Source organism: Halocella sp. SP3-1 (assembly GCF_003953885.1).
Taxonomy (GTDB): Bacteria; Bacillota; Halanaerobiia; order Halanaerobiales; family DTU029; genus Iocasia; species Iocasia fonsfrigidae.
Map to the genome: position 1 here is coordinate 3,492,974 of NZ_CP032760.1, position 26,850 is coordinate 3,519,823.

The window sequence follows — 26,850 nt, forward strand, 5'->3', positions numbered from 1 at the left end:
TAATCTCAAATTAGTCTCAATTTTAAATTAGACCCATTTCTTTGGCTGTAGCTTCTACTATTTCATCCTGCCATCTGAAAAATGTCGCTCGACTAATACCTATTTCTAAAGTTATTGTTTTCCAGTGTTTTCGCTGCATATATTTCAAATTGAATAATTTACCTTTTTCCTCATCAAGCCGGCTTACTGCTCTATCTATTGCCTCAAGAGTTCTTAGTAGTCTAGTAGCAACTTTATTGCTCATTAATTTTATTCCGGCGTTTTCTGTTCCGGAGCCTTCTGAATATTTCTCTGTAGTGCTAAAATTATCATAAGTAGTATTACCAATAATACCAAATGCAATATCATCTTTAAGTTCTTTTAAGTCTTTTCTCATATATTTATAATCATATAATTCATGTTCAACAAATTTATAAATTGCTGCTTCTATTTGACTCACTGTACCACTCCTTTCCGGGCCTCCATCTCCTTAACCGTCTTAGCATGTTTTCTTCTCCACCTTTCGTTTTCCAAGATTAAGACTTCCCCGATAGACTTATAATTCTTCTGGCAATGATAGCAATAGGCATTGTCATTACTTACATCAAGAAGCAATGTCTTATTATCACAATGTGGACATATCACTAAAACCATAATGTGTATTATTAACCCTTGTCTATCACATATTTCTTTGGCCATTTTGAGATTCATTACTGTCACCTCTAATCAATATCTTTTTCAAACTATCCGACATAAATAAAACAGAATTACTACATCTAAGATTTAGCAGTCATACCATCTTTCAATAAAAGCCACTTTTTTTAATAATCATTAATCACCACTCTCCTTATCGTATCCTTTTTTCTCATAATATCTTTCTTTTTCCTCATCAGTTATTTTTTCAGCTGAATCTCTATTAGCTATTTTCTTTTTTTACCGGTCCTGTTTTTCTCATAATCCTTCCATAAGTCAGTCATATTACTGAGCCAACCCTTTTACAAATCCTGGAGTACCATTACTTTGTTCTATGAATTTGTATAGTATCCAGTTATCTTAGTTGTTCCTTTCTTTTCAAATCCTTCATAATCTGGCAGCTTGTCCGATAAATGAAAATACTCGATTAACATATTTGCATCAATCTTCTTTAATTTCTGCCATTAATCTTTTACAGTTGTTATCTCCTACTATCTTGTCAACCTTCTCTCACATAGCTTTCATATATTAAGCCTGCATAATAATTAAATCTTCAATTAATTGGAAGTTATAAGTTCTCTGCCAGCTAATATCAGTCTATTATTTTACAATTTATGCCTCCTTTTCGTGTTTTTTAAACAAATATTCAATAATCATACCAGAAAAATAAGTATTTTTAATTTTCAATGCTTCATCAAGAGTGAAAGTGGACTTACCATTCATCTTATCTAATACAATAGCATCTCTAACACCTAAGCATTTAGCAATGTCTTTTTTTAGTATTCCGTTTCTGGTCATTTCAGCTTCCAAATTTTTATACATGATATCGCCCCTTTTTAATACGTTATTGCGTATTATATAATTATTATATACTCGTTATCATATTGCGTCAAGGCTTTTTACCCTAAAAAATTTGTAATTTCGTATTTTATTCTTTACTTTTTTTACGAAATATAGTATTATAGTATATAGAAAACGTTTTTGCGTATTTTACTAATTAATGGAGGTTTTTTAAAAATGGAAAGATCGGAAAAAATTAAAAAATTAGTCAAAAAAAAAGGAATGAATCTTAAGGAATTTTCAAAGAAAATTGACATACCTTATACTACATTTCATTCAATGTTAAGCAGAGGAATAGGTAATGCCTCTGTAGACAATGTAATTAAAATATGTCAAGGATTAGGTATAACTGTTGAAGAACTTAATAATCGTATTAATGATTTAGAAAAAATTGAGTTAACATCAAGAGAAAAAAACTTAATTAAAATGTACAGAAAATTACCTAAAGAGAGACAACTGGCATATATAGGACGATTAGAGCTAGAATTAGAACAAACTGCTACAAAAGGGGATATAAACGAGCAGGTAATGTAATTTTTGTAAAATTCTTGAAAAAAATCACTAATGAGGAAAGTTAATTTTTTCACTAAAAATGTATTTGTTGTTCTTTAATTACACTAATGTTTTTTCGGGCCCATATTTGGCACATTCCCCAAAACAAAAAATTACAGACCAATTTTAAAACAGCCTGTAATCTCTTAATATACCAACTATTAAATTTGGAGCCGGTGATGGGACTTGAACCCGCAACCTGCTGATTACGATTCAGCTGCTCTACCAATTGAGCTACACCGGCCTGACTTATTATTAACAAGAATTAAATCAAGTTCAACTCCACTCCTATTATATAAAATCACTTTCCTATATGTCAATCACTTTTTTCTTCTTATACCAGCTTTAGCCTCTCTTTTTTCACTCCTTTAACCTGACGCAGTAATAATTCCTTTTTTCTGCATTCAGCACATAAATCCTCGTAATAATCTAGTTCTTGTTTAACCCTGATTGATCTGATTCTACTACATAATGAACATAATTTCACCATAATTCCCCCTAATAATAGTTATGCTTACTATTATTATAACCAGCAAATAAACCGTTAAACATAAATTAGGCGAATAATAAGACACCTGTGTGGGAAAATAACTATAGGAGGTGACTGCTTTTGCCTAGTATTAAATGTAATGTAGATAATTGTTCTTACTGGGATACAGGAGATATCTGTGGTGCTGATGCCATTGAAGTCCAGAAGAACTTCTTTGGTAACACTGACATGGAGGCAGGTGCTATGGGGGCCGACCCCTCGATGTCAAATCAGACAAAATGTGCTACCTTTAGGCCGGCAAAAGATAAGAAATAAGTACCCTCTTACAAACGGCGGGAATAACTTTTCCCGCTTTTTTTCTGTGAGGTTATCATTATGTTAAAGCCACCACTTAACCCTATGCTACTTTACACAAGAGAAAAACCCTTTAATTCCAGAGACTATATCTTTGAGTTAAAATGGGATGGTTACCGCTGTCTAGCCTATATTAAGCAGGGAAAAGTAACCCTGCAGAGTAGAAACAAAAAATACTTTACTTATAAATTCCCTGAATTAAAAGATATATCCGACCTGATAAAAACCAATAATGCTGTTCTAGATGGAGAAATATGCTGGCTTAATAAAGAAGGTAAACCAGATTTTAAAAAACTACAGGGTAGATTATCTACTATTAAACCAGATAAAAAAGAGTCTATCTCCCTGATTGTCTGGGATCTGCTTGCTAATAATAATGAAGATGTCTATCACTTACCACTATTGGAAAGAAAAAAAAAGCTGGCTGAAATTATAAAAAAAGAAAGCAGATTATTAATTGTTACTCCATATATAGATACAGACGGCGAAAAGATGTTTAAATTTGCCCAGGATAATCAACTTGAAGGAATAGTTGCCAAAGAAAAAAACTCACCCTATGAATTTAAAAGAAGTAGATTCTGGTATAAGATAAAGATCTGGCAATACACCGATGTTCTAATTGTCGGTTATTCAAGGAATAATACTGCCCTGCTTGTAGGTGAGTTAGACAAAGATAAGTTAAATATTCTAGGTAAAGTTAAACTAGCCCTTCAGGAAAACGAAAAAGAAGCCCTCTTTAGGTTTTTACCTTCACTTCATACAGAACAATTAGTAAGCAACAAAGATTTTCCTGATATAATATGGGTAAAACCGCATCTTAAGTGCCGGATTCGATATACTGAACTAACCCGGCATAATACCTTTCGCCACGGCTATGTTGTTCGAATTTTGTTTTAATCTGTAAAAAAGGAGCTATTATGAGTACAATAAGCATTAACAACTTTAAGGTTCAACTCAGCAATTTAGATAAAGTTCTCTGGCCTAAACAGGGTTATACTAAGGGAGACCTTATTAATTACTATATAGATATATATCCCCTTATTCAAGACTTCCTGGCTCAACGCCCCTTGTCACTTAAATCCTATCCTGATGGAATTAACGGAAAATCATTCTTTCAAAAAAATGCACCTGACTATGCTCCGCACTGGTTGAGTACCTATGGTATTTACTCTAGACATAGAAAAGAAGCCATCAACTGGATAACTGTTAATAAACTGGCTGATTTAGTCTGGGTAGCTAATCGCGCCTCAATTGAATTACACAGCTGGTTCTCCACTATTAATAAACCTGATGAACCAAGCTTTGCTGTTTTTGACTTAGACCCGGGGGATAGATCAAGGTTTAAAGATGTAATCGATATTGCCTTAGTCATTAAAAAAATAATAGATGAAATGAAACTCATTGCTTTTCTTAAGACATCCGGTAAATCTGGACTTCATATCTATGTTCCAATCAAAACCGGCTATAAGTTTACTGCTAGCAAAATTTTTCTGAAATCTATCGCAGAGATGGTTATAAGAGTAAAACCCGGTTTAGCTACCATTGAATGGCGTAAAAAGAAACGGGATGGAAAGGTATATATAGATTATAGGCAAAACGGTAGAGGTAAAACACTCCCTGTACCCTACTCTATCCGTCCCACAGCAAATGCTACTATCTCTACACCACTTAACTGGGATGAACTAACCCCTGGGCTCAGCCCAGAACAATTTACACTGGCCAATATTGCTAATAGATTGGGAAAAAAAGGAGACCTCTGGTCAGATATTCTGCAAATCAAACAAAGTCTACCCAGTTATTTGCTTTGACTCTTTTTTCTCTTTTTCTTTCCTTTCACTTGCCTCAACACTGGCTTTTAATTTATCCATCAGATCAAGTACTTTACTTTCCACAGGGGCAGTTTCATGAATCTCTACCTCTTTACCTTCTATTTTTGTCCTTATAATATCAAGTAACTCTTGTCTATATTCATCATCGTATTTTTCTGGTTCGAATTCTGCAGTAAGATTATTTACAATTTCTACCGCCAGTTCCTCTTCTTTATCACTTATCTTAATCTTATCTTCCATTGTTTTTATAGTCAGGTCATCAACTGTTTTAACCTCATCTGCAAAATACATCGTTTCCATCACAAGCAAATCATCCATAACCCTAATTACAGCCAAACTTTCTTTATTTCTGACAGTTATTTTACTGATAGCTACTTTCCGGGTGTTTGCCATAGCCTTTTTCAAGAGCAGATAAGGCTTTTCACCACCCTCTGCTGGGGCTAAATAATATGTCTTAATATAATATATCGGATCTATTTCTTCTAATTTAACAAAATCTATAATATCTATTGTCTTAGTCGATTTAACAGGAATATTATCAAAGTCTTCATCCCTGAGTACAACAAACTTATTATCTTCATATTCATAACCCTTGACCAGGTCCTGGTAGGGTACTTCTTCATCACATTTTGTACAATACCGCACTGTATTAACCGGGGTTTTACATTTATTATGAAGGAGTCTAAACCTTATATTATTTTTATTTGTGGCTGTCGATAAACGTATTGGAACATTAACCAAGCCAAAACTAATCGCACCCTTCCAGATTGTCCTCATTTTACCATCCCTTTTGTGTATTATATTCCCTTCCAATTAAGATAAAACTAATCTAAAACAAAGTATTCATACCAGTTATGCCGCAGCTATAATTATAACTGCGGCATAAGCTATTAAAATCCTCCTTCTCCTCTCTGATATTTATCACGGGGAACAAATGTTTTGCAACAACACTCATAACACTCATTTATTGATGTAAGACCTCTTTGGCTTACTATTTGATTAGTCTGCTCTACATCCATTTCACTGGATAAATTCTGGGCATCTTCATCACTGACAATTAGTATCTTATCCGCAATACAAAGATTGGGTTCTGACCACCACTGGCAATTATTAATCGTACAGTGAACATGTAATTTTTGCTGCATTTTCTCCTCCTTCTAATTATTAAATTCCATATTATATAATTCTACCCGGTAACCCTCCTGATCTACTACTTCAACAGTAGCTTCCCTCGGTTCATTATTTTCACGTCGTTTCCCGGCTTCAAATAAAACCCGATGACCCCTATAAGGTATTTCACCATACTCAGCATCTTTTAATTTACTAAATATTTCACTGGCAAGTGCATGGGTAATAGCCTCTTCTGTCATATCCATTATTAATCACCCCTATAAGTTTTATTAGTTCATTAATTACTATTACCATCTTAGCACACATAATACAATTATATTTTGTTTTTATCGTGGTAATTAATAACACAAACTTTAACAATTAGTTAACAATATCTTAATATTCCTGTAAAGCAACACTGTTATAATATTTATTAGGTAAGATATAGATAAATCCTGTTTTGCCCTATTAATAGTCCATTAATGGGGCTCTTTTTTACCAATATAATTTTTAATGTAATTCTAATCTTATTCCAATAGAATTTTAATCTTAATATGTTATTATTATTTCAGAAAAGAGAAATACCCCTTTGTATTATTGTTTTCCCTCTTAATGCCGCCTAGTAGGCGGCTTTATATATTTTTAACTTAACATCAGTTACTACTGTTCTCAGGTTTAGGAGGCATATTCAACCATCCTTTCAATTTGCCATATTTCATTAAATCATCATATAAATCCACTTCTTTTTTTAGAAACCTGACAATTACTGGTCTTAACTCATCATTCCATAAAAATTTAAATGTCCTAACATGGGTATCCAGAAATTGGCTCATTCCATTTAATATTTCCCTGTAAATCATCTGGTCTGACCATAAAGGATTACTGGAGGACGAAGATGTTACATCAGCTGGAGGCCTATCTGGTAGGGGAATTGAATATTCTTTAAATATATCCTCTAATTCATCAATTTGAGACTCTAAAATATCTAACCCTTCGCTTATTATCATTTTAAAGTCAGGATCATGGGCATAGCTAAACAATATTTGAGTCTTTTTCAATACATCATACCTGCTAACAAGATGAGCCCAGAGCTCAAATATTTCTCCGTGATGAAGTGCTTTATTTTTATTATTATTTTGTTTATTTTTTAGTATTTTATCTATAAAAGACATATTTGTAATACCTCCTGTTGCTTATTTTATTATAATTTACTTGATAGCTAATTCTATGCATTAATTATAAACTATTTAAGTTACCATAAAACATTTGTTCGACTATAAAATCAAAAAAAAGAGTCTATCATATATATGTTATTAAATAGGGTAATAAATTGGATTAACACTCTTTTTAGGACAATTTTTTCTCGGACATTAAGATCCTGGGGTAAAATAATTCAATGACCCATGTATTCTATGCCCTATAAGTAGTTAAACAATATATTGTTTTTATATAAATATTCTTTCTTTTATTTGAAAATTTATAACTTCCCTTTGGCCTTGTATATAGTATAATTTAGCTGGCCTCTATATTTATCAAGGTTTAATTATTTCTCAAGTTCTTTTTTATAATTCTCTATTTCTGATTTAGAAGCAGACACAAAATGACCTGGTTTTATCTCTATTAATTCAGGCTTTTCAACACTATAATCATGAATATTCAGATCATAATAAATTCGTTTTCTATTTCTTTCAAACCTGGGGTCAGGTAGTGGAATTGTAGAAAGTAATGATCTAGTATATGGATGCAGAGGATTTTTGTACAAATCATCAGCAGCTGCTAATTCGACTATCTTTCCATAGTACATAACTCCAATTTTATCTGAAAGATATTTTACCACAGATAGATCATGAGCAATAAATAAAATTGTTAAACCCAATCTTTTCTTTAATCTATTTAATAAATTTAAAACCTGAGCCTGAATTGATACATCTAAGGCAGAAATGGGCTCATCTGCAATAACCAGCTCTGGTTTTGCAATTAAAGCCCTGGCAATTCCAATCCGCTGCCTCTGTCCTCCTGAAAATTCATGAGGATATCTTGTAGCATGATCCCTTGTTAAGCCTACCATTTCAAGCATTTCATAGATCATTTCCATCATTTCTTCTTCATTACTAGATAGTTTATTAATCTTAATACCTTCCCCAATAATCTCCTTGACAGTCATTCTGGGATTTAATGAAGAAATGGGGTCCTGGAAAATCATTTGAATACCTCTTGTTACCTCTTTGCGCTCTGTTTTACTTAATTTTTTGGAAATTAACTTACCCTTAAAATAAATCTCTCCACCTGTAGGCTCATATAATTTAATGATGGAACGCCCTGTTGTAGTTTTTCCACAACCAGATTCTCCCACTAAACCAAAGATTTCACCTTTCTTAATAACAAAACTGATATTATCCACTGCTTTTATTTTTATTTTATTTTTTCCATATCCGCTAACAAAATACTTTTTTAAGTTGTTGACCTCAAGCAATGGTGATTCATTAGATTGTACCATGATTTACCACCACCCTTCCGATTGCTTTTTAATACGTTTTTTCAAGATACCAGGCATTTCTATTTCAGGCGCAGCAGGGTGCTGTAACCAGGTAGCAGCATAGTGTGTGTCACTAATTTTAAACATTGGTGGTTCCTCTTCAAAGTCTATTTTCATTGCATACCTATTCCTGGCTGCAAAAGCATCTCCTTGGGGAGGATAAAGCATATTTGGTGGAGTTCCCGGTATGATTAGCAGCTCATCAGAATTATCTGTATCTAAATCTGGCATTGAGGCCAGCAAACCCCAGGTATATGGATGTTTAGAATTATAAAAAATTTCATCTACAGTTCCATATTCAACAATTTTACCTGCATACATAACAGCAACACGGTCTGCCACACTGGCAACTACACCTAAATCATGTGTAATGAATATTACTGACAGTTCACGTTCCTCCTGAATTTTTTTAATTAAATCTAAAATCTGGGCCTGTATTGTGACATCCAGCGCAGTCGTCGGTTCATCACATATTAATAGCTTAGGATTACATATCAAAGCAATTGCAATAACAATCCTTTGTCTCATCCCACCTGAAAACTGAAACGGATATTGATTATATCTTTTTTCCGGCTCTGGAATACCCACTGCAGCCATCATTTCGATAGCTTTTGTTTTGGCCTCAGCCCTTTTTACTTTATGCTTTACCAGCAGTGCTTCTGTAATTTGTTTGCCTATCTTCATTACAGGGTCTAATGAAGACATAGGGTCCTGAAAGATCATAGAAATTTCCTGTCCCCTAATATCAGAATATTCGGCATCAGAAAATTTAAATAACTCCCGTTTGTCATAAATTATTTTTCCATCCTCTATATTAGCATTTTGAGGCAATATTCCCATTATCGCTTTATTGGCTACTGATTTCCCTGAACCAGATTCACCCACAATAGCCAGAGTCTTACCCTTATATAGATCAAAACTAACCCCTCTAACAGCATGCACTTTCCCTGCATAGGTATTGAAGGTAATATATAGATCCTTAACTTCCAAGACTTTTGCATTATTTATCATATCATTACCCTCCACTTTTATTCAAAGCCCCTTAATGTTGGATCAAAGGCATCCCTTAATCCATTACCAAATAAATTAAATGACAGCATCAATACTGAGATTAAGACAGCAGGAAATAGAGTTAAATGGGGATAATTAAGTAACTGTCTCTGCCCTTCGGCAAGCAAAACACCTATAGAAGGCTCTGGTGCCTGAAGTCCTAGTCCTAAATAAGCCAGAAAAGATTCGGTAAAAATAGCCCCAGGAATTGCCAGAGTCGCCTGGGTTATTGTTGGTCCAATCGCATTAGGTAAAATATGTCTAAATATTAACTTCCTATCTTTAGCCCCCATTGTTCTGGAAGCTAAAACATATTCCTGTCCCTTATATTTGTAAAATTGTGCCCTAATCATACGGCTCATACCAATCCATCCGGTCAAGACCATCGCCATTGCCAGTGGAATTATGCCGGGTCCTATATAGATTATAAATAGAATGATTAATACCAGACTGGGAATTCCAGCCAAAATTTCTATTACCCTCTGCATATACATATCTACTTTACCACCATAATACCCTGAAATTGCTCCATAAATAATTCCAATAAAAACATTAACTAAAACAGCCAGGGTAGCTATAATCAGGGAAATTCGAGACCCTCTCCAAAGCCGTGTCCATAAATCACGACCTATAGAATCTGTACCAAACCAGAAATATTGATTACTCATATTTTTAAATTTATATATATCTACCTTAACTTTAAGCATCTCAATTTTTCGCCCATGATAATCAAGTTCATATTCATCAATTATCTCTTTAACTGAACCCTGATATCTACCTTCTAAACTGCTTTTTCTTATATTTTTAACCCTGGTACCATCAAATATTCCTATCTTCTCCAGTAATGGTATACGTGGTGGTAACAAAGTAGCCTGCAGATTTTGTTCTCTATAGGTATATGGATTCATCAATGGGCCAAATATAGCCAGAATAATTATTACAATAATTATACAGGCAGCTACAATTGCTGCTTTATTCCTGGTAAAACGGATCATAGCATCTTTAAAAAATCCTATTGCTTCCCCCTGAAATTTTTCATCTCTAATCTGCTGATTTAATTGTACAAATTCAAAATCTTCCCTGTCCAGCTTAATAGTTTCATCCGGTTTCATTATTTCCCACCCCCGATACGAATACGGGGATCAATAATTCCATAAGAAAGGTCTACAACCAGGATTGCAAGCAGACTAATTAGGGAATAAAAAAAAGTTATGGCAATAGTCAGAGGGTGGTCATTGGCATTAATCGATCTAACCATTAAACTCCCTGTTCCAGGTATCCCGAAAATATTCTCAATAACCATCGCTCCACCTAAAATTGAAAAAAACATAGGTATAATTATATTAGCAAGAGGGATAAAAGAATTCCTGATAGCGTGCCTTACTGTTGCCTGTACCTGTGATAATCCCTTGACTTTGGCCAGTAGCATATAATCAGAATTTATGGCTTCACATAGTTCTGAACGCATATATCTTGTAATTACTGCAATCCCTCCAAAAGAAAGGGCTAAAATGGGTAGAATCATTGAAACAAATTTGGTCCAGCTTAATGCCCTTTCAGCAGTCATCATTATCGGCAGTAATCCCCACTTAAAACCAATTAAATATTGTAATAAAGCAGCAAATACAAATGATGGTACAGATATAAAGAAGATTACCATAGTTGAAATAACATGGTCAGACATTTCATTTTTTTTCAGAGCAGCAATAATTCCCAATATAATACCCGTAGGAATCGTAAGTATTAATGAAAATATATTCAACTGTAAGGTTATTGGAATCTTTTCCATTAGAATTTCAAAGACAGGGACTTTAGGTTGAATTTTTATAGATGTTCCAAAATCACCGACTATAAAATCCTTTAAAAAGTGGCCATATTGAACAATTAAGGGGTCATTTAGATGATATTTATTTTGAATTGCTACTCTGATATCTTCTGGCAGCATCGGGTCATCAAAGATATTTCCTGGCATAGAATGAAGGATAATAAATGATAAAGTAATAATTACAAAAAGTGTAATTACCATTGCAGCAAGTCTCTGTCCTATATATCTCAACATTTAACTACCCCCTTTATACTGATGAGCCTTCTTGACTAAACTACATCTTAAAATCAATTAATCAATAATCTCTGACTGTAATATAGCAAAACCCACCTCAGGAAGATATCTTCCCTTAGTATGCAGTCTAATCCTATCCTGATATATCACTGCATTATCATTCTGGAAGATTGGCACCATGGGAACATAATCAAGCAAAATCCTCTCCATTTCAACTAAGGCATCCAGTCTTAACTGATCATCCAATAATAAATCTCCAGTAGTTGTCCTTTCATACAGCTCATCAAAGGTTTCATCATACATTCTATCGTTTTTTTGTGGGAAGTCTGAGGTCCAGACTTTCATACTGGACCATGGGTTAAGTGGATTTTGACTCCTGGCGCCTATACCTAAATCAAAATCACCCTGCTCATAGGCATCATAAGCAGCTGTTGCTGGGACGGCCCTTAGTTTAATCTTAAATTTATCTCTCCCAAATAATTGTTCATATTCCTGTTGTGCTACCTCTGCTAATCTTTTAAAACCCTCTGACCCATCAAAATAGAATATTTCAATAGTAATTTTTTTATTTCCATTGGCTTGATAAGCCTTTTCAAAATACTCTAAAGCCAGGTCTGCTTTATAAGTAATTCCTTCACCTAGCAAATTCCTGGCCGCTGATGTCTCACGGTATTTCTGTCCTCTCTCTATACTGCCCACCATACAGATGGTGGAAATAAAATATGGGGCAGACTTAAAGGTTTTAAATACCCCTTTGGATATAGCATCCCTATTCATTCCATAAAACAATGCCTTTCTAAAATCATTATTCTGCAAAATAGGATTGGTTTTTGAGGCACTATTAATATAAAAACCCCAGACCGTATTAGCCTCAGAATAAACTAATCTGGGGTCTTCACTATATCTATCAAAATTATTTCCACTTACTGATACACCATCTAGTTCATTATTTTCAAACATCTGCAGTCTTGTAGCAGACTCCAAGACCACTCTACTTCCAATTCTATCAACTTTATAAATATCAGCTAAAGGACTATTTTGATTTTTATCAAATTCCCTATATTGATCCCGGATCCATTTTGTTAATCTATATGCCCCACAGGAAGGGGTTGATTCAAGGTCTGTCCCATAACTTGTCTCTGTTCTATCCTCATTCATACCTGCTTCATACAGTTCTTTGTGTACTGGAAATAACGACGTAAATACACTATATACATCTACTGTAGGCATGGCAGTTTCCAGGGTGAATTTCAGGGTATATTTATCTATAACTTTAATTCCAACTTCATCCCAACCTACTTCATTTTTAAAATACCTTTTGGCATTAACAACCGGGATATTGTCAAATAATAAAAAAGCAACATAATTTGCCTGTTTGGGATCAAGTAACATCTTTAAAGAGTATTTATAAGTATCTGCTGTAATAGCTGTTCCATCTGTCCACTGCAGGTCTTTTCTCAATTTGACTATCCAGCTAATATTATCTTCAGTTGTAGGCAGTTCTCTGGCCTGGGCTGGCACAAATTTAATTCTTTCACCCTTTTCATCAGCAACAATACCCAGCAAAGAACTATAAATATAACCCTGTAAAGTTCTTGCTTCATAAGATACCCCTGCATATGGGTTAAAGCTTTCTACACTTGTCGAGGCACTCCGATATACCTTTATTTCATCTCCATATACTTCATTTCCAACTGTAATCAATAAAATCATCATTACAGGTAAAAAAAATACTAATGTTTTCCTGAATCCCCTAAACATAAGTCTCCTCCTCATTAAAGTTAATAAAAAACATTTTATAATTATATAGAAAAACTCCTTATAATAGGATTAGGATAAGGAGTATACCTATGGATAAAGATACCACAAAAACAACATTTTATCAAGCAGCGAGTGATTTCAAAAAATTCAATTTTACACTTACAATCAAGCTCAAAATTGTAAAAATGTAGTCTGACTGCTATAATAAATATATAAGTAAAAAAGGAGGTTTAATTTTTGTGATTGTATTGGCCATCATAACAATACTTTTTAGCTGCTTTTATATAATTTTATGTGAACATTCTTTTTTATATAATCTCTCAAATGCTTTTTTTATTACTGGCATTATTTATTTTTGTATTGCTTTAATAATTTATATCCGCAATGTAGGATTTTTTAAAATCATCACTTATTACCAATACCAAAGGAAACAGAACAAGATAAATAATTATAATAAAGAAAATAAGAACAGCATGAAATTGCACGAATTTTTTGCTGTAAAATACTCAGAGCAATGGTCTTATGCCATTTTTCTAAAGTTTTCAATTCCTTTAATACTAATATCATTAATTCTTGCCTTTATTTCAAAATAAACTTATTTACTCCACCTATTTTCTGAAAATAGACCAGGTTGTTAATATAGATTTTTAAGCATATAAAAAAATGTCACATTTTCGGCACTTTTAAGCCAAAATATTAAAAGAGCTAGTCATCAGCTACTAGCTCTAATCCCTGTCATATCATGGTGCCGAAGGTGGGGGTCGAACCCACACGGGCGATAAAGCCCACTGGATTTTGAATTATACGTTAGGGTGTTTACCCATGTTTGCTATAACCCTTAATCGTTGATATATCAACATTGTTATTTTATTCCTTGTTAAAAAATGTTAATAAAATCCCTGCATTTTTAAGTTATGTAGCAGGATTTTAGCAGGATTTTTATTTTAAAAGTTATTTAATTTGTCTTCTAAATCATCAATATTTATTTCTGCTTCTACTTGCTTAAAAGTAAATTCGTTATTTTTATCTCCCTCCAGATGAATATTATTATTTATCTTTTGTTCATCTCCCTTCAAATATTGCCTCAATGCCTCCTTAACATGATAAGAAAAATCTCCGTTATCTAATGATTCAGCCCACTCTAACAGATAACCTTTCAACCTTACCCCTTTCACCTTACTTTTCATTAAATTTCCTTCTTGCCCATTTCAGGCCGCCTATAGCATTAGACATCTGAGGGTCGGGTATTCTTCTAATATTTTGGTAATGTTGGGTTAAATCATTATATAAGGGTATACTACCGCCACCACAAAATAGCCAATTGTCTACCTCTGCCCAGAAAGGTATTATATTATTTATTTCTGCTGTTATTTTGGCTGTAACACGTGAAATAACGTTATTGATTGCGTTAGTAATATCATAAGCCCTTCCCCCTATTTTAACCCGCTTAAAACGGAAATGAGGCTCTATTTTGTGTAATTCTTTTCTTATGCCAAATTCATCATAAATTATCTGCTGTAACAACCTATAAGCTGATACCATTCCGGGTATTGCTACTGCATTGTTTAATTTGATTGTCTCCAGTTGATTAATGGCTAATATGTCAGTACTGTAATAACCTATATCAACTATTATATTAAGTGCTACAGCTATATCCTTCTTGTCTGGTATTAATTGTCCGTTGTCATCTAATAATATGTTCATTAAGCTATAAAAGCCTTGTGGCTGTACTTCTACCTGGTTAATATAAAAGGCTTTTGTTTTGTACCTTTGATTAATCCAGTCGTAAAAGTCTATTACTACAGGATAATTATACGACATTAGCATTTGCTTAACCTTATTTTTCAGTTCTGAATGATGTGATACTGGTAAGTCTGTAGCAATATTAATTTCTTTGTCATTAGATAAATAAGCTGCTGCGGTCAAAATCAATAATTTTGTCTCATATGTAGTTAAGTCATCATCATTGACATGCTGAATACACAGGTCTGATTGTCTCCTCGCTAAATCACCAACAAAGTATTCATTACCATCATGTTTAATTCTCATGAAATCGACAGGTTTATAGTCTGTAAACTCTGTTATTTCCATGTCTTTTGTGTCCGTTGATGTAATAGATGGAAATATAATATTCTCCTTATCACTCGCCCCCTTTACACTGTTATGACCATAGTCAATACTTAAATTTTGCATATTACCCCTCCTGTTTAACTATTGTTAAATAGTGTATTAACGTTATTATTTCAGATTATAGAAAATTTTTCAAGGAGTTTGAGAAAAAAATATAAAAATAGTATAATAAATATCATCAAGGGGGTTACTATGAAGGCTAAATGTAAAGTTAGGGAAATATTAAAAGATAGAGGGTTAAGCCTAAAATGGCTGGTCGATAAAACAGGAATATGCTATGAGGAAGTCATAGATATAATAGATATGAGATATAAGCACGTATATATAGAAAATGCATATAAAATAGCTAGGGCTTTAAACATGAAAATTTCAGATGTATGGGAGTTTGAAGAATGAAAATAATTTGTCATGCTAAAAGATATTTGACTAAAGAACACAATAGAATATGGCTATCTAAGCAAACTGGAATAAAATATAGTCATTTGGGGGATATAGTTAACAACAGGCATAACAATACATATCTAGAGTATGCTTATGCTATAGCACAGGCACTAGGAAAGGATATCGAAGAAGTATTTGAGTTTATAGAAGAATAGCCCCAATTAAGGGGCTATATGTATCTAAAATGAAATGTTACAACCTGCATAAAACCCATCAAAACCTCCGTCAAAGTCACTTATTTCTCCGTCCCCATCAAAGCTGTAATCATCATTAGCATAACCTAATACTAAATTAACTTGCTCGCTTAATTCTTGTTGTATATTCATATCAATTCCCCAACCATTAAAATCGCCATCGAGATCGCCGCCAAAATCAGAATCAGCAGAATACTGGCCAAACGCTAAAAGTTCAGCTTTGAACTTGAATATTGTTTTTGGAGTCAATTTTGATCTAAATAATGCAGAAAACGGAAGTGCATACCCCGATGCATCTATATCAAACCACAATATTTCCTGTTTTTGATATATATACTTAATCCCGGTTCCTACATAAAATTCATTTTTCCCTTGCTTAACTGGATTGTACAATCTCCAGTCAATTATGGTAGCATCATAATTATCATCACTACCAAAACCAGCTCTAAGCTCATTGTATAATCCACTTCTAAAAGTCCAATCAGCTTCTAAAATAAGGGTATTCATGTCAATATCAGTGTCTTTCACAGAAAAATTGCCGTATTGAATCCCTACAGAGTCGGCCGCAACAACTCCACTAAACACAAAAATCAAAATAAACAATAGTAATAATTTTTTCTTCATAATACATCACTCTCCCTTTTGTATAAAATTCAACATTTAGGACTATTTTCCTGCAACAAATAGGCAAAAATGCTCAGAAATTATTATTTTTTTGAAGTAAAAAATAACCAGCCTGTTAAGACTGGTTGATGAAATCTAATATAATATTGACATCTTTCTGACTCTGATAATATAGTATCTTAGTACTATCAGATTGACTATGGTTCTGCGGTTTGTTTTCCTTGACTCCCAAAATGGCAGATATTCTGCTATTGAGTTGGTCAATGAAATCCCGGCTACAATATATTCTATAGCGATATATCCAACCTTTCCCCCAGGAAACCTTCATTTTGTCCAAAGTCCCCTGATCAGCTATGTAGTATTTCAAGAACTCTATCTCCTGCTGTTCAGTCTCTATAGCGGGATAATATCGTTTTCCCTCTCTCTGTCCCCGCCATTTGTACTGTTCTCGCAACAGTTCAATAAATTTCTGATTAGATATTTTCATTCTGTAATAGTCATATTCATAATCGGGTCTCTTTTTTTCAGGAGAAGCCCTGTAAATTGTATAATTAATTTTGCATTCAATGAGAAAATTACTTACCTCAACTAATATGTCTTTCGTGCAATTAGTCAAGATGATAATATTTTCTGTTGAACTCCAGCTAGCTGTAGTCCAGAGAATTCCTAGAATACGACCGGGAATATACATTTCCATCTATATCACCCTTTCAATCTCTCTAGAATATCATCCATCCCACCTTTGTCTGTCAATAGGTAGACAAGGTAGTTTTTCATTCGTTCGCCCAAATCTATATCTATACTTGCCAGTTGTTTTTCATCAAGGTAATCCGGTTCTTCATACTTCTCAATGAGTTCTGCCTGTTCCTCAGTAGTCAATATATCCTCTTTTTTAGGTGTGGATCTAGCAAGCCAATTTTGTTTCAGGCGGTAGAGTTCTACAAAGGCGTTGTCTTCATCAAAATGATCTCCATTGGACATTGGGGCTGAATCAAGTTTCTTTGTTTCGTAGTCGAAGAATACAACTCCATCAGTACTATCTGTCCAGCTAGAATATGCTAGATCAACTATCTTCTCTGCAAAGCCCTCTTCGCCCATTTCTTCGATCATATCAAGAATCAAACTATAGATATAAGGTTTTGTGTATCCATATAATTGCAGCATTCCTTTTTCAGTGACCAAATGGTTTCTGCCTGATTTTCCATGTTCACTTTTAGGAAGTTTTAACACCGTTCTACGCAATGTTGAAGGATCTTTGTCCCATCTCTTGCCTGCCTCAGTTGTTGTCATGACTCCGTTTAACATAATATTCCCTCCTTTGTATTTTTTACCGGGATAGGCTCCCGGCGGGCCAATTTCTAGTATGTATGAGACCTTTTTTCAAATATCTCACCGTTTGGCTTGACATACGCCGCGATAATATCAAGGTCATATTCTTCGCTAGCATCATTGCATGCCTCTGTATATCTATCGAATTGAACATTTTGCCCAGTTCTCTTTGCCTTTTCTAAACATTTTTTAAAATGAGCATCAAATCTTTGTTTTCTTTCTTCTTTTTCTTGTTTTTCTTCTTCTGCCCATTCTAAATGTTTTCTCAATGCTCTTTCTAAATGACTTTTTCCGTCTTTGAATTTTGTATTCAAATACTCAATATACCCAGTCTTTTCCTCTAGAATTTCTTCGATAGATTTTCTGCTATCAAATTTCATCCCACCGTCGCCAGGCACAAATACTTCAACAAGAGCTTCTCTCCATTCTCTTTTTTCGTTCTCGAACCATTCGATAAACTCTGCCATTTCTTCATTAATCGGTATGATAGCTCTAAATTTTCCTTGTTCATCCTCAACTATGCCACAATCAATCTTGTCTTCTTTAATTCCGAAATCTCTGCTGATTTCTTTGTTTTTCAATAATCCTTCAATGGAAATTCTTAAATTTCTATATTCATCTACACTTAGTTCTATTTTTGTCCCTTTTTTAGTTTGAGTTTGAAGGCTTTTGATAATTTTCATGTTTATCCTCTCCTTTAATTTACACGTCTCCGTGTTTCTTTAATAATATTATACTACACGTTTGCGTGTATGTCAAGTCTTTTTATAAAATTTCTTGAAAAAACCGCCCCTCACAATCCCCGTCATATCAACAATTATGAAATTAGTCCAAAAAAAATTATAAAATTTCTCCATAAAATAAAAAATCCCGGGTTTCCCCGGGTTAGATTAATTCTACATCTATTATGTTATTATAATATTTCTTCAATACTCTCAATAGGCGTTATTATTTTATCATCTATTTTAGATAGCTTATCATAATATTTATTCCGTATTTCCCGTTTTTTATTTCTTATTATACTTTTTATATCCGATAGCATAACTTGTTTTCGACTTTCACTTATCTCTCCGCCGTCTAATCTATCATTAATTTTTTTAATTTCTTGTTCATGACATAAACTTAATTTAATTATCTCCTCGTTATATTGATCAATTACAATTTTAATATCATCTTCTAAATGATAATTCATCTTAATTAAATACTCTTTGTTATTTTCGATTTTATTTATTATCATCTTTTTAAATATTTCTAAATCATTTTTTGATATATTTTTACCTAATTTTGGGTTAAAGTCTTCTATTTGATCTTTTAAGACATTATAAGAACCTTTTAAGTATTTTTTTATATTGATATTAGCGTTTCCCTCATCTAGTAAATCATAAATAGTATCCATTGAATCAACTATTTCAGTAAATTCATCGATATTTTCAAAATCTAAATAAGTTATAGATTCATTTCCTACTTTCATATAAAATTGTTGAAATAGTATATTTTGCGCAATAGCTTTTCTTTGAACTTTAATATCTAACAATTTCGACTCCATTTGCTTTATATTATTATTCAATTCGTTGTTTTTTGTAATTAAATTTTCCTGTTCAACAAGAAGTTGCTTTTTTCCATTTTTATATTTGTCAATTGAGTGTTCTAAAGCCATTTTTTGTTTATTTAATTCTTTCTTTTCTTTTTCTAAAGAATCTAGTTCTAATTCTTTGCGTAATAAAGTTTCATTTAACAACTGATTCTGATACATTGGTTTTACAGTATAGATATAACCTAAAATAGCAACAATACAAATAATTATCTGTGCTACATGGCTGATGGTAACAATTAGCTTATAAAAATCAGTTTTTTTTATTTTTTCTTTTATGTATTTCAACATTTGAAACCTCCAAAGTATTATTGCATATAATGTTTTCGTCATAACACTAATAAATCCTTCATATTCGACAAAACTAGTCATAAAATAAAAAACCCCCAGGCATAAGCCCGGGGCATAGTTAAAACTTCATCTCAAAATTGAGAAATGTTCTCTTTTTCTCTTTTTCATATCCTAGCTGGATATAAGTATTTTCGTTAATCTGTTTTTGAAATATCGAGATAGGAATACTTTCTGGTTCTTCTCCATGAATTTTCTTATATCCAGCTATCAACATTACTTTTTTTCTAGTTCATCAATTTTCTGCTGTGCTTTCTCGATTAATGCAGTATCAGTTATTCTGTCATTATTGATTACTTCTGAGATGAATTTTTCTAGCAGTTCCTTAGCATTACCTTCGGGGAGATAATCTCCTGCATTAACAAGTGCATCTATAACAGTATCTCGTGCATAATCATCCCATTTGGTTGGCGACTCTTCAATTTTTGCATTAATTTTCTTCCAAAATTTCTGACCTACGACAATGAATATTTCCAATATCAATGTACCTATTCCCAGACTAACCGCCCATTTCACAATAGTTTCTAATATTTCCATAATATCCTCTCCTTATATTATTTTTCTAATCCTTCACAACAACCTTAACATCCTCGTCTCCGCAAAACTCAATTAACTCCGCCAGCTTGTCCTTACTTTTCCAAACCGCATTTCTACCCTGCAACGAACCAACCAAGATACAACCTGTCGTGTTTTTCGGGTAATTGCCTGCATGCATTTGAATAGCTGACCTTCCAGGAACATTTTTCAACTGAATAACATCATAACCCCACTTGCTAGATTTTTTCTTCCTTATATATGCCTCGTATTCACCCGCCGGAATACAACTCACATCAGGCTTATTTCCCAGGTCAGGAGGCTCTAATGTATACCCCGTTACCTTTCCTTTTTTCTTGCTAGAAATGGCCTTGAATGTTCCTGCTGTGCATGTACTGTTTTTGTTTCTTCGTTGTATTATAATAGTTATCAAGCTATATCACCCTTTCAACTTAACCAACAAGCCAATTAGAAACATCACTATTGTAAATGTACTTGCTAGCAACCAATATAACAATTTATCGACTTTTGTTTCCATGCGCTGTAGTGAGCCATTCTGCTTTTTTTCATATTTTTCAAGACTTTCTAATCTAGCATTATGATCTGACAATTTTTCCGCAATTAATTCCATATCCATGTCTTCACCTCAACTGTTTATCATAATTTTCCCTATCCTTAAATTCCTCTTTCTTACCTACATTCCACTGTGAAACTGGTGTCAGAAATCCAACAACTCTGCTATATACTTCGCATCTTTGCCTTTTCACGTTAATAATCAACTCCAATTTTGATTATTTTCACAAAAGAAAAGAACAACCCACTAAGGGCTATTCTTCTGTTGAATCTTCGGCTGTTTCTTGCGATGTTTCGCTCTGACTATTAACAGGTGTACCGCAGATAGGACAACGGTCTAGGCCATATACATTCCAGCCACACACTCTGCAAGGTATCCATACATTAACTGTATAATTGCTCATTAATATCACTCACTTCCTGTAATTTTGTTTGAATTTCACTTTTTAGTTCATCTATTGACGTTTGATCTGAACCTAGCGCTAATAATTTTCCGTGTGCGAGGCAAAGACTATCAAATTCTGTGATTAAAGTTTTTAGTTGCCTTTCTAATTCCATTTTTGCTATTTCCTCCTCACTTAGTGGTGGTTCTTCTATCAGCCATGCTGGGTCTGGCTCTATTCCTAGCTCTGCAATTTCATGCTTATTCCTGTCAGTATCCCAGAAAGTCTGCCCTCTATAGTCTGCTACTACATTCCATTTCTGATTGTCCACATTAAATATAGCTACTTCATTTTCGCCCGTCTCGCTCGGCTCTATATTTGTCGCATAAGCTGGGATAAGATATTCCCCTTCCTCAAGCGGATTTTCTCTTGCTGTGCTTTCTCCTAACAATTCTCCTGTTTCTCTATGATAATGATATATTTGCATTTTTGTCATCCTTTTCAACTATTTTTGGATTGTCAAGTTTAAATTCATAATAATGACCTTTGAAGCAAGGATAACCAGGTACTTCAGATATTAAAATTTCATTCTTCAATTTTTCCATTTTCAAGCCTCCTAATATTTGATACAAGGTAACAATGTCACGTTGCGGGGGCGGGTTTCGCTGCCACCTGTATCCAGTATTGCGTTACCGCCTTCTGTAAGATTGTCTGAACCGGTAGCAATACCAGCTGTTGTGTTTGGATGCCACATTGCATTATTATTGCCCGACCAAGCTCTAGTGTACCCATGACTATGACTCTTCAATTCTTCGCTCTGCCAACTCCCCAACTCACGCCCGCTATCAACGCCCCGACCATTATCATAACCACGAATGAACTCGCCACGAAGATCGGGTATATTGAAAGTAGTAGAGCCATCTCCTTCGCCAAATGTAGTACCTATAACACTATATAAGTCTGCATAAGTTGTTCTTGATATTTCCGCACCGTTGCATTCAAGATAGCCAGGAGGAGGACTTGAAGCAGCAAAATGAAATACTGAACCAGTTGGCGTTGTAGCCAAATTCAAATTTTCTATAGCTGTTTGTATTTCTGATGCGAAAAACGAAACATTACTGTCATCAAAATCAATTACAGAAGCAATCAACCTCGGCAAACTTCCACTATCGCCAGGTTTAACAAGACCATATTCAATAGCTTGCAATGTGTCGTCTAATACAGCGTCAACTAATGTAACAGTTGTTTCATCTCCTGTATCATCATAGTTAGATGTATCTATTGCAGAATATACTACACTTGCATCAAGAGTAGCCTTGATTTTTCTATTCTGTACGAATATATCTGTCTGATCACCTCCTACACTGAATTCTGTAGCGCTAACATAAGTAGCTGTTAATGCTGAATCAACCCATTCAGTTAGATTTTCAGCCTGCGCCGATTTCAAAGATCCATCTGGATTATGTGCTACGCTTAGAAATTGCCATAATGTATCTTTGGCCATTCTAGCTAATTTTAAATCTTCTATATAGGGGTTGTACTCGTTTTGAAATATCCAACTCGAGCCATTCCAAAACTTAAGAACAGCATTACTCCATCCTTTTGAAATATCCAGCCACGGTTGCCCGGGATACGGGTTATCGGGAGGGTTAATACCTGCCCATTGTGTTACTATTGCTTGCCAATTATCGTATAAGTATTGTTTCAATGTTGGGCCATTAACACCCATATCTTCAAGTGTTCCATGAAAAGTTTGAGACATCTTATCACCCTTTCTAATATCCTTCTATTGTCAATTGTTCTATTGTTCCACCTACATCAGTGTTATTAATATCGAGCACCTGTATATCAACACTTTCATTTGTTCTGTTTGTAAATTTTGCATATTTCATAGTACTTCCGTCTTGCATTATGAAATGATTATATCCTTTCGGGGTATTATAAAAATAAGTATCATAATCGCTATAAGTTAGTGTTGCACCTCCGACTGGAACAGTTATATTTTCGATTTCAAGTTCAATATCAGGCACGTCAAATATTTCAACAAATTCATTGAAATCAAAATCGGCAGTTTCGGTTTCAACTTGAAATGTTATTTTGAATTGAACGTAACGGAATGTATATTCGCCTGTAAGATAACTTTGCCAATCGGTCCATTCGGCATTGTCATCTGAAAATCTCATATATATTTCTGTTTCATATATTGCCGGCGGGTTGTCTAATGAATAATTAGGGAAGTCATCAAGACTTTTATCCGGGAAACTAAGTAAACTTAAACCTAAATCTTCAAAATACCAGTCTTTGTTGATTCTAATACCTGTCTTTCCTATGTGACCTGTATCTATTGATTCTGATATATACTCGGCGTATCCGTTGTAATCAAGCAATCCGTCTGCAAAAGCATCAAGATTGGGCCAATCATCAAGGGAATAACCTTCTAAGTCGTCTAATGTAAACATATGATGAAAAGTTATTCTGTCATTAATTTTGTCTAGATTGTCAAGTGTAGCGTTATCTATGTTAGCTAATTCGTCTCTTTCCTCTAATACATTGAGCTCATTTCTGGTCCCACTAACCTCAAATATAGTAGAAACATAGCTATTAGAATATTGGCCTATTCTGTCTATTGACTTAATCATGTATCTATATGTTCCATCTACTTCGTTGTTTGAAGTCCATCTATCTCCGGTTAGTTTAGTTCCCATCATTTCACCGCTTGACCAATCTGCGCCACGTCTAATTTCATACCCAATAATATCCGGTTCATCAACCTGTGACCATCTAAATATTACACCGGTTCCCTGTTGCGATACAGTCAAACTAGCCGGGGCGGTAGGAAGGCTATCTTTTCCGGTTATATATACAGAATCAGATATTTGCCCTGGGGAAATATAAACCCCTACCTTAACACAAATTTTCACATAATATATTTTCCCAACTCTAACTTCATCAATATTGAAACTGTTTTCTATAGTACTGCCTATATAATTCCAATTTTCTCCATCATTGCTGTAATATATATAATATTCGTCAGCCGATTTTCCACGGGGGATAGACCAAGAACACCACAATTGACTAGTTGTAGTACCATCATTTTTCATGAAAGTTTGCTCTTTTGTTGATAATTCTTCTACTTCAAAAAACAAACTATCAGTAGTATAATCAATAATCGGTATATTTTCTGCTTCGCCATATACTTCTTCTATATATTCCGTTGCTTGTAATTTACATCGGAAATCGCCTTCCCGGCTAATTGAAGTCAGCCTAAATGGTTTGGCGACCTTTTCGACTTCTCCAAACGAATATATATCGTATTCTTGCGGTATAGAAATAAATGGTTCAGCAACTGTTAATGTATCTGTTGTAGTTTCCTCTGTTACACCCCTGATAGACCTCTCTATTAATGTATCATCTTGTAGTCTTATCATAATAGAATAATCTGTATCAGGAGAAAGGTCTACTTTCTTATCAAGGGTTACTGTTCCAACTGTAGCAGAAACTATTCTTCCGCCTTCTCCCCATCGGGGTACATCATGCTGTAGCAAAATAACGTCCCCAGCCTGACAGGCAATAGCATCTATATCAGCTGTCCACGAAACTGTTCTATTAATATAATAGTTGACTCTCAATTGATAAGCCCCATATCGATAAGCCTGGTCTAATGTCATAGCAGAATCAAGCGTGACCTGTGTCGGGTTTTCAATAGATGTAGATTCATCATAACCGGGCCCATAGACAGGTATAGTAGTATCTTCATAATTATTGTCAGTATTGAAAAAAGTTATTTCCAGAGCATTTGCTCTATCTTCTGTTCCTAGAAATTCTTCCTGAAAAGTATCAAGTTTCATGTTAGAGATATTGAATAATTGTACTGGTTCACCGAGGGCATCACAAACACATGAAAACTTTGTCCCCCTCATCAAAACTCGACCTCTGCCTGTCCTTTCCGGTTCTTCAAGCGAATCCCACAATGTACTAGTCTCATAGATTACACCGTTATAATACAGCTTCCTATCATTACAAAACTCTGCCCAATCCACAAAGGCCTGATAATCTATTCTTGCTGCCGGAATACCAGAAACAACGTGTTCATATTGACCTGTATTGATATTCTTCAATCTTCTACATCTGTGTATGAGGTCATAACAGGCCCATGCTGGGTTATTAGCCGCCTTCTGTTCATATTGGTTAGTATTAGGATTCCACACCCAGACATTATTTCTTGTCTGTGTCCAGTGTATAGTCGGCATACTTCCTGATAGTTGGTCAGTTGCTAATGCTTTCAGGCCTACAAGCACTTTGTTTGGGTATACAAAATCATCATAGATTATTCCTGTCAATGCTGTCCAATATACAGTGTTGGCGTCTCCTGTACCTTCGTGGTCTATTCCTGTGCATTGAACAGACACTTCATATTGACCTTTAGGCAGATTGTTAATAGTGCAAGAACGTTTGAAAGCATATGTATACTCGCCAGATATTCTTTTTTTGCCCCAATAATTCCAAGTTGAACTGCCAACAAGTCTATATCTCAACACTACATCAACCCAATTATCATCTATGTCACCATCGTCAGAGTCGTATAGCCCAGAAGGGAAATTAAGTGTAATTTCTATTCCTTCATACTCGCCATCTAGTTGATTAACAGAAGGGGAGGCTCCTTTTTTCAATTCATAACTAACTGACTGAGTGAAATAAGTATCATTGAAGTTTGATATAACGGGCTGGGCATTAGTGCCATATCTCGTTTCATATGTTACGCCATCGTAATTAGTATGGGGATTATCATTGATAGTTAAGTCACTTATAGAATCAACAGGCCCTTCTCCACCGCATAGCAGCATACTCATATATTGTTTTTTTCCGTTAGCTGTCACGTGCCTTGATAACATTTGAATAGGGGCCATAACACCCATTCTAACTGTTCCGAAAGTAATAGGTATAGCCTTGCCTTCTGTATCTGTTGGAGATTGTTCAGACCAAGCATAAGTCTGTTCCATTTCGTAATCACTGCCTGTTTGACCAGTTGGAAACATTTTGTTAATTAAGTATCCTCCAGCAATTTGAACACCTGCAGCCGCCAGCCATGAACCTATCCCCCATCCTGACGCACCAACACCGCCGAAAAATGCACCGCCAGCAGCCACAGAGCCTACACCTAAAGTTATTATTGAAAGGCCAATTACAGCAAGGGTTCTGCCAATATCCTTGCCATCGCCCCCTCCCCCTTCGATAACAGGACAGACAGCTATATAATCACCAGGAGAAGGTACAAGCGTTTTATACTCATTTTCTGAAACAATCTTCCCGTTATGAGATATTACCACTTCTACACCCATGAAATGAGGTTGTATATATGAAAAAACAGGTTGTTCCGGAACATAACTAACCTGCTTAATTTCCTTATCTGTTTTGAATGGATTTTTGACTATTACTAGGTTAATCATAAT

At 34.4% G+C, this 26,850-nt stretch carries 35 protein-coding genes, 1 tRNA gene and 1 pseudogene; 7 read left to right on the forward strand and 30 right to left on the reverse strand.

The window, feature by feature from the left end:
* Positions 1-22: 22 nt before the first annotated feature.
* The 3 genes from D7D81_RS16625 to D7D81_RS16635 form a co-directional block, all read right to left on the reverse strand.
* Positions 23-439, reverse strand: coding sequence for a DUF722 domain-containing protein (locus D7D81_RS16625; protein ID WP_125991150.1), 417 nt, complete (start codon positions 437-439; stop codon positions 23-25).
* On the reverse strand, positions 436-678 hold the full coding sequence (locus D7D81_RS16630; RefSeq protein ID WP_205739259.1) for a hypothetical protein: 243 nt from the start codon (positions 676-678) through the stop codon (positions 436-438). The genes D7D81_RS16625 and D7D81_RS16630 overlap by 4 nt, the downstream gene beginning before the upstream one ends.
* Positions 679-1,284: 606 nt before the next feature.
* Positions 1,285-1,494: an XRE family transcriptional regulator gene (locus D7D81_RS16635; protein WP_125991152.1), complete on the reverse strand. Its 210-nt coding sequence runs from the start codon at positions 1,492-1,494 to the stop codon at positions 1,285-1,287.
* A gap of 195 nt (positions 1,495-1,689) precedes the next feature.
* On the opposite strand from D7D81_RS16635, the gene D7D81_RS16640 reads away from it, so the two are divergent.
* Positions 1,690-2,046: a helix-turn-helix domain-containing protein gene (locus D7D81_RS16640; RefSeq protein ID WP_125991153.1), complete on the forward strand. Its 357-nt coding sequence runs from the start codon at positions 1,690-1,692 to the stop codon at positions 2,044-2,046.
* Between the two features lie 186 nt (positions 2,047-2,232).
* Here D7D81_RS16640 and D7D81_RS16645 read toward each other — a convergent pair.
* A tRNA-Thr gene (locus D7D81_RS16645) sits at positions 2,233-2,308 on the reverse strand.
* 90 nt (positions 2,309-2,398) lie between these two features.
* Positions 2,399-2,554, reverse strand: a complete 156-nt coding sequence (locus D7D81_RS19645) for a hypothetical protein (protein ID WP_164522318.1) — start codon at positions 2,552-2,554, stop codon at positions 2,399-2,401.
* A gap of 120 nt (positions 2,555-2,674) precedes the next feature.
* On the opposite strand from D7D81_RS19645, the gene D7D81_RS16650 reads away from it, so the two are divergent.
* From D7D81_RS16650 to ligD (D7D81_RS16660), 3 genes are read left to right on the forward strand one after another with little or no spacing between them, the layout of a single operon-like run.
* Positions 2,675-2,869, forward strand: coding sequence for a DUF1540 domain-containing protein (locus tag D7D81_RS16650; RefSeq protein ID WP_286169854.1), 195 nt, complete (start codon positions 2,675-2,677; stop codon positions 2,867-2,869).
* A 60-nt stretch (positions 2,870-2,929) separates the two neighbouring features.
* The gene (ligD, locus tag D7D81_RS16655; RefSeq protein ID WP_125991155.1) at positions 2,930-3,805 is read left to right on the forward strand and encodes a non-homologous end-joining DNA ligase; all 876 of its coding nucleotides are present in this window, start codon (positions 2,930-2,932) and stop codon (positions 3,803-3,805) included.
* A 20-nt stretch (positions 3,806-3,825) separates the two neighbouring features.
* Positions 3,826-4,716 carry a non-homologous end-joining DNA ligase gene (ligD, locus tag D7D81_RS16660; RefSeq protein WP_125991156.1) on the forward strand — a complete coding sequence of 297 codons (891 nt, stop codon included), beginning with the start codon at positions 3,826-3,828 and terminating at the stop codon, positions 4,714-4,716.
* Here the strand turns inward: ligD (D7D81_RS16660) and ku are convergent.
* The 9 genes from ku to D7D81_RS16705 all read right to left on the reverse strand — a co-directional run bounded on the left by ku (position 4,696) and on the right by D7D81_RS16705 (position 13,253).
* Complete coding sequence (gene ku / locus D7D81_RS16665; protein ID WP_125991157.1) at positions 4,696-5,514, reverse strand: non-homologous end joining protein Ku; 819 nt, start codon at positions 5,512-5,514, stop codon at positions 4,696-4,698. The genes ligD (D7D81_RS16660) and ku overlap by 21 nt on opposite strands.
* A 113-nt stretch (positions 5,515-5,627) precedes the next feature.
* Positions 5,628-5,882 (reverse strand): DUF1540 domain-containing protein, encoded by a 255-nt coding sequence (locus D7D81_RS16670; RefSeq protein ID WP_125991158.1) that lies wholly within the window; start codon positions 5,880-5,882, stop codon positions 5,628-5,630.
* A gap of 12 nt (positions 5,883-5,894) precedes the next feature.
* Complete coding sequence (locus D7D81_RS16675) at positions 5,895-6,113, reverse strand: hypothetical protein (RefSeq protein WP_125991159.1); 219 nt, start codon at positions 6,111-6,113, stop codon at positions 5,895-5,897.
* A 387-nt stretch (positions 6,114-6,500) separates the two neighbouring features.
* Positions 6,501-7,019: a DUF3231 family protein gene (locus D7D81_RS16680; RefSeq protein ID WP_125991160.1), complete on the reverse strand. Its 519-nt coding sequence runs from the start codon at positions 7,017-7,019 to the stop codon at positions 6,501-6,503.
* A 371-nt stretch (positions 7,020-7,390) separates the two neighbouring features.
* The gene (locus tag D7D81_RS16685; protein ID WP_125991161.1) at positions 7,391-8,344 is read right to left on the reverse strand and encodes an ABC transporter ATP-binding protein; all 954 of its coding nucleotides are present in this window, start codon (positions 8,342-8,344) and stop codon (positions 7,391-7,393) included.
* Positions 8,345-8,347: 3 nt separating this feature from the next.
* Complete coding sequence (locus D7D81_RS16690) at positions 8,348-9,394, reverse strand: ABC transporter ATP-binding protein (protein ID WP_125991162.1); 1,047 nt, start codon at positions 9,392-9,394, stop codon at positions 8,348-8,350.
* Between the two features lie 17 nt (positions 9,395-9,411).
* Positions 9,412-10,545 (reverse strand): ABC transporter permease, encoded by a 1,134-nt coding sequence (locus D7D81_RS16695; protein WP_125991163.1) that lies wholly within the window; start codon positions 10,543-10,545, stop codon positions 9,412-9,414.
* Entirely contained in the window at positions 10,545-11,492 is a 948-nt protein-coding gene (locus tag D7D81_RS16700; protein ID WP_125991164.1) for an ABC transporter permease, read from the reverse strand. The genes D7D81_RS16695 and D7D81_RS16700 overlap by 1 nt, the downstream gene beginning before the upstream one ends.
* Positions 11,493-11,549: 57 nt before the next feature.
* A complete protein-coding gene (locus tag D7D81_RS16705; protein WP_205739260.1) occupies positions 11,550-13,253 on the reverse strand; it encodes a peptide ABC transporter substrate-binding protein in 1,704 nt (567 codons plus the stop codon).
* 239 nt (positions 13,254-13,492) lie between these two features.
* On the opposite strand from D7D81_RS16705, the gene D7D81_RS20330 reads away from it, so the two are divergent.
* Positions 13,493-13,846 carry a DUF3899 domain-containing protein gene (locus tag D7D81_RS20330; RefSeq protein WP_164522319.1) on the forward strand — a complete coding sequence of 118 codons (354 nt, stop codon included), beginning with the start codon at positions 13,493-13,495 and terminating at the stop codon, positions 13,844-13,846.
* Positions 13,847-14,197: 351 nt separating this feature from the next.
* Here D7D81_RS20330 and D7D81_RS16715 read toward each other — a convergent pair whose 3' ends face one another.
* Together D7D81_RS16715 and D7D81_RS16720 are read right to left on the reverse strand one after the other, a co-directional pair.
* Positions 14,198-14,440, reverse strand: coding sequence for a hypothetical protein (locus D7D81_RS16715; RefSeq protein WP_125991166.1), 243 nt, complete (start codon positions 14,438-14,440; stop codon positions 14,198-14,200).
* Positions 14,430-15,446: a ParM/StbA family protein gene (locus tag D7D81_RS16720; protein WP_125991167.1), complete on the reverse strand. Its 1,017-nt coding sequence runs from the start codon at positions 15,444-15,446 to the stop codon at positions 14,430-14,432. Before D7D81_RS16720 ends, D7D81_RS16715 begins: the two co-directional genes overlap by 11 nt.
* 129 nt (positions 15,447-15,575) lie before the next feature.
* On the opposite strand from D7D81_RS16720, the gene D7D81_RS16725 reads away from it, so the two are divergent.
* Both D7D81_RS16725 and D7D81_RS16730 read left to right on the forward strand, forming a co-directional pair.
* Positions 15,576-15,779, forward strand: coding sequence for a helix-turn-helix domain-containing protein (locus D7D81_RS16725; protein ID WP_125991168.1), 204 nt, complete (start codon positions 15,576-15,578; stop codon positions 15,777-15,779).
* Entirely contained in the window at positions 15,776-15,979 is a 204-nt protein-coding gene (locus D7D81_RS16730; RefSeq protein WP_125991169.1) for a helix-turn-helix domain-containing protein, read from the forward strand. The genes D7D81_RS16725 and D7D81_RS16730 overlap by 4 nt, the downstream gene beginning before the upstream one ends.
* A gap of 24 nt (positions 15,980-16,003) precedes the next feature.
* Here D7D81_RS16730 and D7D81_RS16735 read toward each other — a convergent pair whose 3' ends face one another.
* From D7D81_RS16735 to D7D81_RS16790, 14 genes and pseudogenes are all read right to left on the reverse strand, one after another.
* On the reverse strand, positions 16,004-16,642 hold the full coding sequence (locus D7D81_RS16735) for a hypothetical protein (protein ID WP_125991170.1): 639 nt from the start codon (positions 16,640-16,642) through the stop codon (positions 16,004-16,006).
* A 115-nt stretch (positions 16,643-16,757) separates the two neighbouring features.
* The gene (locus D7D81_RS16740; protein ID WP_125991171.1) at positions 16,758-17,339 is read right to left on the reverse strand and encodes a hypothetical protein; all 582 of its coding nucleotides are present in this window, start codon (positions 17,337-17,339) and stop codon (positions 16,758-16,760) included.
* A 5-nt stretch (positions 17,340-17,344) separates the two neighbouring features.
* Positions 17,345-17,884 (reverse strand): hypothetical protein, encoded by a 540-nt coding sequence (locus tag D7D81_RS16745; RefSeq protein ID WP_125991172.1) that lies wholly within the window; start codon positions 17,882-17,884, stop codon positions 17,345-17,347.
* 116 nt (positions 17,885-18,000) lie between these two features.
* Positions 18,001-18,654 (reverse strand): hypothetical protein, encoded by a 654-nt coding sequence (locus D7D81_RS16750; protein ID WP_125991173.1) that lies wholly within the window; start codon positions 18,652-18,654, stop codon positions 18,001-18,003.
* A 230-nt stretch (positions 18,655-18,884) separates the two neighbouring features.
* Entirely contained in the window at positions 18,885-19,853 is a 969-nt protein-coding gene (locus tag D7D81_RS16755; RefSeq protein WP_125991174.1) for a hypothetical protein, read from the reverse strand.
* Positions 19,854-19,971: 118 nt separating this feature from the next.
* Positions 19,972-20,127, reverse strand: a complete 156-nt coding sequence (locus D7D81_RS19650) for a hypothetical protein (RefSeq protein WP_164522321.1) — start codon at positions 20,125-20,127, stop codon at positions 19,972-19,974.
* Positions 20,127-20,426: a hypothetical protein gene (locus tag D7D81_RS16760; RefSeq protein WP_125991175.1), complete on the reverse strand. Its 300-nt coding sequence runs from the start codon at positions 20,424-20,426 to the stop codon at positions 20,127-20,129. The genes D7D81_RS19650 and D7D81_RS16760 overlap by 1 nt, the downstream gene beginning before the upstream one ends.
* A 46-nt stretch (positions 20,427-20,472) precedes the next feature.
* Positions 20,473-20,877 (reverse strand): DUF5675 family protein, encoded by a 405-nt coding sequence (locus D7D81_RS16765; protein ID WP_125991176.1) that lies wholly within the window; start codon positions 20,875-20,877, stop codon positions 20,473-20,475.
* A gap of 6 nt (positions 20,878-20,883) precedes the next feature.
* Positions 20,884-21,075 (reverse strand): hypothetical protein, encoded by a 192-nt coding sequence (locus D7D81_RS16770; RefSeq protein ID WP_205739261.1) that lies wholly within the window; start codon positions 21,073-21,075, stop codon positions 20,884-20,886.
* A gap of 10 nt (positions 21,076-21,085) precedes the next feature.
* Positions 21,086-21,202: pseudogene (gene nrdD / locus D7D81_RS16775) on the reverse strand (anaerobic ribonucleoside-triphosphate reductase); the annotation flags it as partial.
* 199 nt (positions 21,203-21,401) lie between these two features.
* Positions 21,402-21,887: a hypothetical protein gene (locus tag D7D81_RS16780; protein WP_125991178.1), complete on the reverse strand. Its 486-nt coding sequence runs from the start codon at positions 21,885-21,887 to the stop codon at positions 21,402-21,404.
* Entirely contained in the window at positions 21,865-22,005 is a 141-nt protein-coding gene (locus D7D81_RS19655) for a hypothetical protein (RefSeq protein WP_164522322.1), read from the reverse strand. Before D7D81_RS19655 ends, D7D81_RS16780 begins: the two co-directional genes overlap by 23 nt.
* An 11-nt stretch (positions 22,006-22,016) precedes the next feature.
* Positions 22,017-23,162 (reverse strand): tail fiber protein, encoded by a 1,146-nt coding sequence (locus tag D7D81_RS16785; RefSeq protein WP_205739263.1) that lies wholly within the window; start codon positions 23,160-23,162, stop codon positions 22,017-22,019.
* 13 nt (positions 23,163-23,175) lie between these two features.
* Entirely contained in the window at positions 23,176-26,847 is a 3,672-nt protein-coding gene (locus D7D81_RS16790) for a TipJ family phage tail tip protein (RefSeq protein ID WP_164522323.1), read from the reverse strand.
* Between the last annotated feature and the right edge of the window lie 3 nt (positions 26,848-26,850).

Bases quoted from the DNA above. Each gene is read 5' to 3' on its own strand.
- D7D81_RS16690 (WP_125991162.1), bottom strand. From the start codon at position 9,394: ATGATAAATAATGCAAAAGTCTTGGAAGTTAAGGATCTATATATTACC.
- D7D81_RS16790 (WP_164522323.1), bottom strand. From the start codon at position 26,847: ATGATTAACCTAGTAATAGTCAAAAATCCATTCAAAACAGATAAGGAA.
- D7D81_RS16720 (WP_125991167.1), bottom strand. From the start codon at position 15,446: ATGCAAAATTTAAGTATTGACTATGGTCATAACAGTGTAAAGGGGGCG.
- D7D81_RS16740 (WP_125991171.1), bottom strand. From the start codon at position 17,339: ATGGAAATGTATATTCCCGGTCGTATTCTAGGAATTCTCTGGACTACA.
- D7D81_RS16695 (WP_125991163.1), bottom strand. From the start codon at position 10,545: ATGAAACCGGATGAAACTATTAAGCTGGACAGGGAAGATTTTGAATTT.
- D7D81_RS16725 (WP_125991168.1), top strand. From the start codon at position 15,576: ATGAAGGCTAAATGTAAAGTTAGGGAAATATTAAAAGATAGAGGGTTA.
- ku (WP_125991157.1), bottom strand. From the start codon at position 5,514: ATGAGGACAATCTGGAAGGGTGCGATTAGTTTTGGCTTGGTTAATGTT.
- D7D81_RS16750 (WP_125991173.1), bottom strand. From the start codon at position 18,654: ATGAAAATTATCAAAAGCCTTCAAACTCAAACTAAAAAAGGGACAAAA.
- D7D81_RS19650 (WP_164522321.1), bottom strand. From the start codon at position 20,127: ATGTTGATAGCTGGATATAAGAAAATTCATGGAGAAGAACCAGAAAGT.
- D7D81_RS16700 (WP_125991164.1), bottom strand. From the start codon at position 11,492: ATGTTGAGATATATAGGACAGAGACTTGCTGCAATGGTAATTACACTT.
- D7D81_RS16685 (WP_125991161.1), bottom strand. From the start codon at position 8,344: ATGGTACAATCTAATGAATCACCATTGCTTGAGGTCAACAACTTAAAA.
- ligD (WP_125991156.1), top strand. From the start codon at position 3,826: ATGAGTACAATAAGCATTAACAACTTTAAGGTTCAACTCAGCAATTTA.
- D7D81_RS16635 (WP_125991152.1), bottom strand. From the start codon at position 1,494: ATGTATAAAAATTTGGAAGCTGAAATGACCAGAAACGGAATACTAAAA.
- D7D81_RS16735 (WP_125991170.1), bottom strand. From the start codon at position 16,642: ATGAAGAAAAAATTATTACTATTGTTTATTTTGATTTTTGTGTTTAGT.
- D7D81_RS16675 (WP_125991159.1), bottom strand. From the start codon at position 6,113: ATGGATATGACAGAAGAGGCTATTACCCATGCACTTGCCAGTGAAATA.
- ligD (WP_125991155.1), top strand. From the start codon at position 2,930: ATGTTAAAGCCACCACTTAACCCTATGCTACTTTACACAAGAGAAAAA.
- D7D81_RS16680 (WP_125991160.1), bottom strand. From the start codon at position 7,019: ATGTCTTTTATAGATAAAATACTAAAAAATAAACAAAATAATAATAAA.
- D7D81_RS16785 (WP_205739263.1), bottom strand. From the start codon at position 23,162: ATGTCTCAAACTTTTCATGGAACACTTGAAGATATGGGTGTTAATGGC.
- D7D81_RS16705 (WP_205739260.1), bottom strand. From the start codon at position 13,253: ATGTTTAGGGGATTCAGGAAAACATTAGTATTTTTTTTACCTGTAATG.
- D7D81_RS16780 (WP_125991178.1), bottom strand. From the start codon at position 21,887: ATGCAAATATATCATTATCATAGAGAAACAGGAGAATTGTTAGGAGAA.
- D7D81_RS19645 (WP_164522318.1), bottom strand. From the start codon at position 2,554: ATGGTGAAATTATGTTCATTATGTAGTAGAATCAGATCAATCAGGGTT.
- D7D81_RS16630 (WP_205739259.1), bottom strand. From the start codon at position 678: ATGGCCAAAGAAATATGTGATAGACAAGGGTTAATAATACACATTATG.
- D7D81_RS16755 (WP_125991174.1), bottom strand. From the start codon at position 19,853: ATGTTGAAATACATAAAAGAAAAAATAAAAAAAACTGATTTTTATAAG.
- D7D81_RS16770 (WP_205739261.1), bottom strand. From the start codon at position 21,075: ATGGAATTAATTGCGGAAAAATTGTCAGATCATAATGCTAGATTAGAA.
- D7D81_RS16730 (WP_125991169.1), top strand. From the start codon at position 15,776: ATGAAAATAATTTGTCATGCTAAAAGATATTTGACTAAAGAACACAAT.
- D7D81_RS16670 (WP_125991158.1), bottom strand. From the start codon at position 5,882: ATGCAGCAAAAATTACATGTTCACTGTACGATTAATAATTGCCAGTGG.
- D7D81_RS19655 (WP_164522322.1), bottom strand. From the start codon at position 22,005: ATGGAAAAATTGAAGAATGAAATTTTAATATCTGAAGTACCTGGTTAT.
- D7D81_RS16715 (WP_125991166.1), bottom strand. From the start codon at position 14,440: ATGAAAAGTAAGGTGAAAGGGGTAAGGTTGAAAGGTTATCTGTTAGAG.
- D7D81_RS16640 (WP_125991153.1), top strand. From the start codon at position 1,690: ATGGAAAGATCGGAAAAAATTAAAAAATTAGTCAAAAAAAAAGGAATG.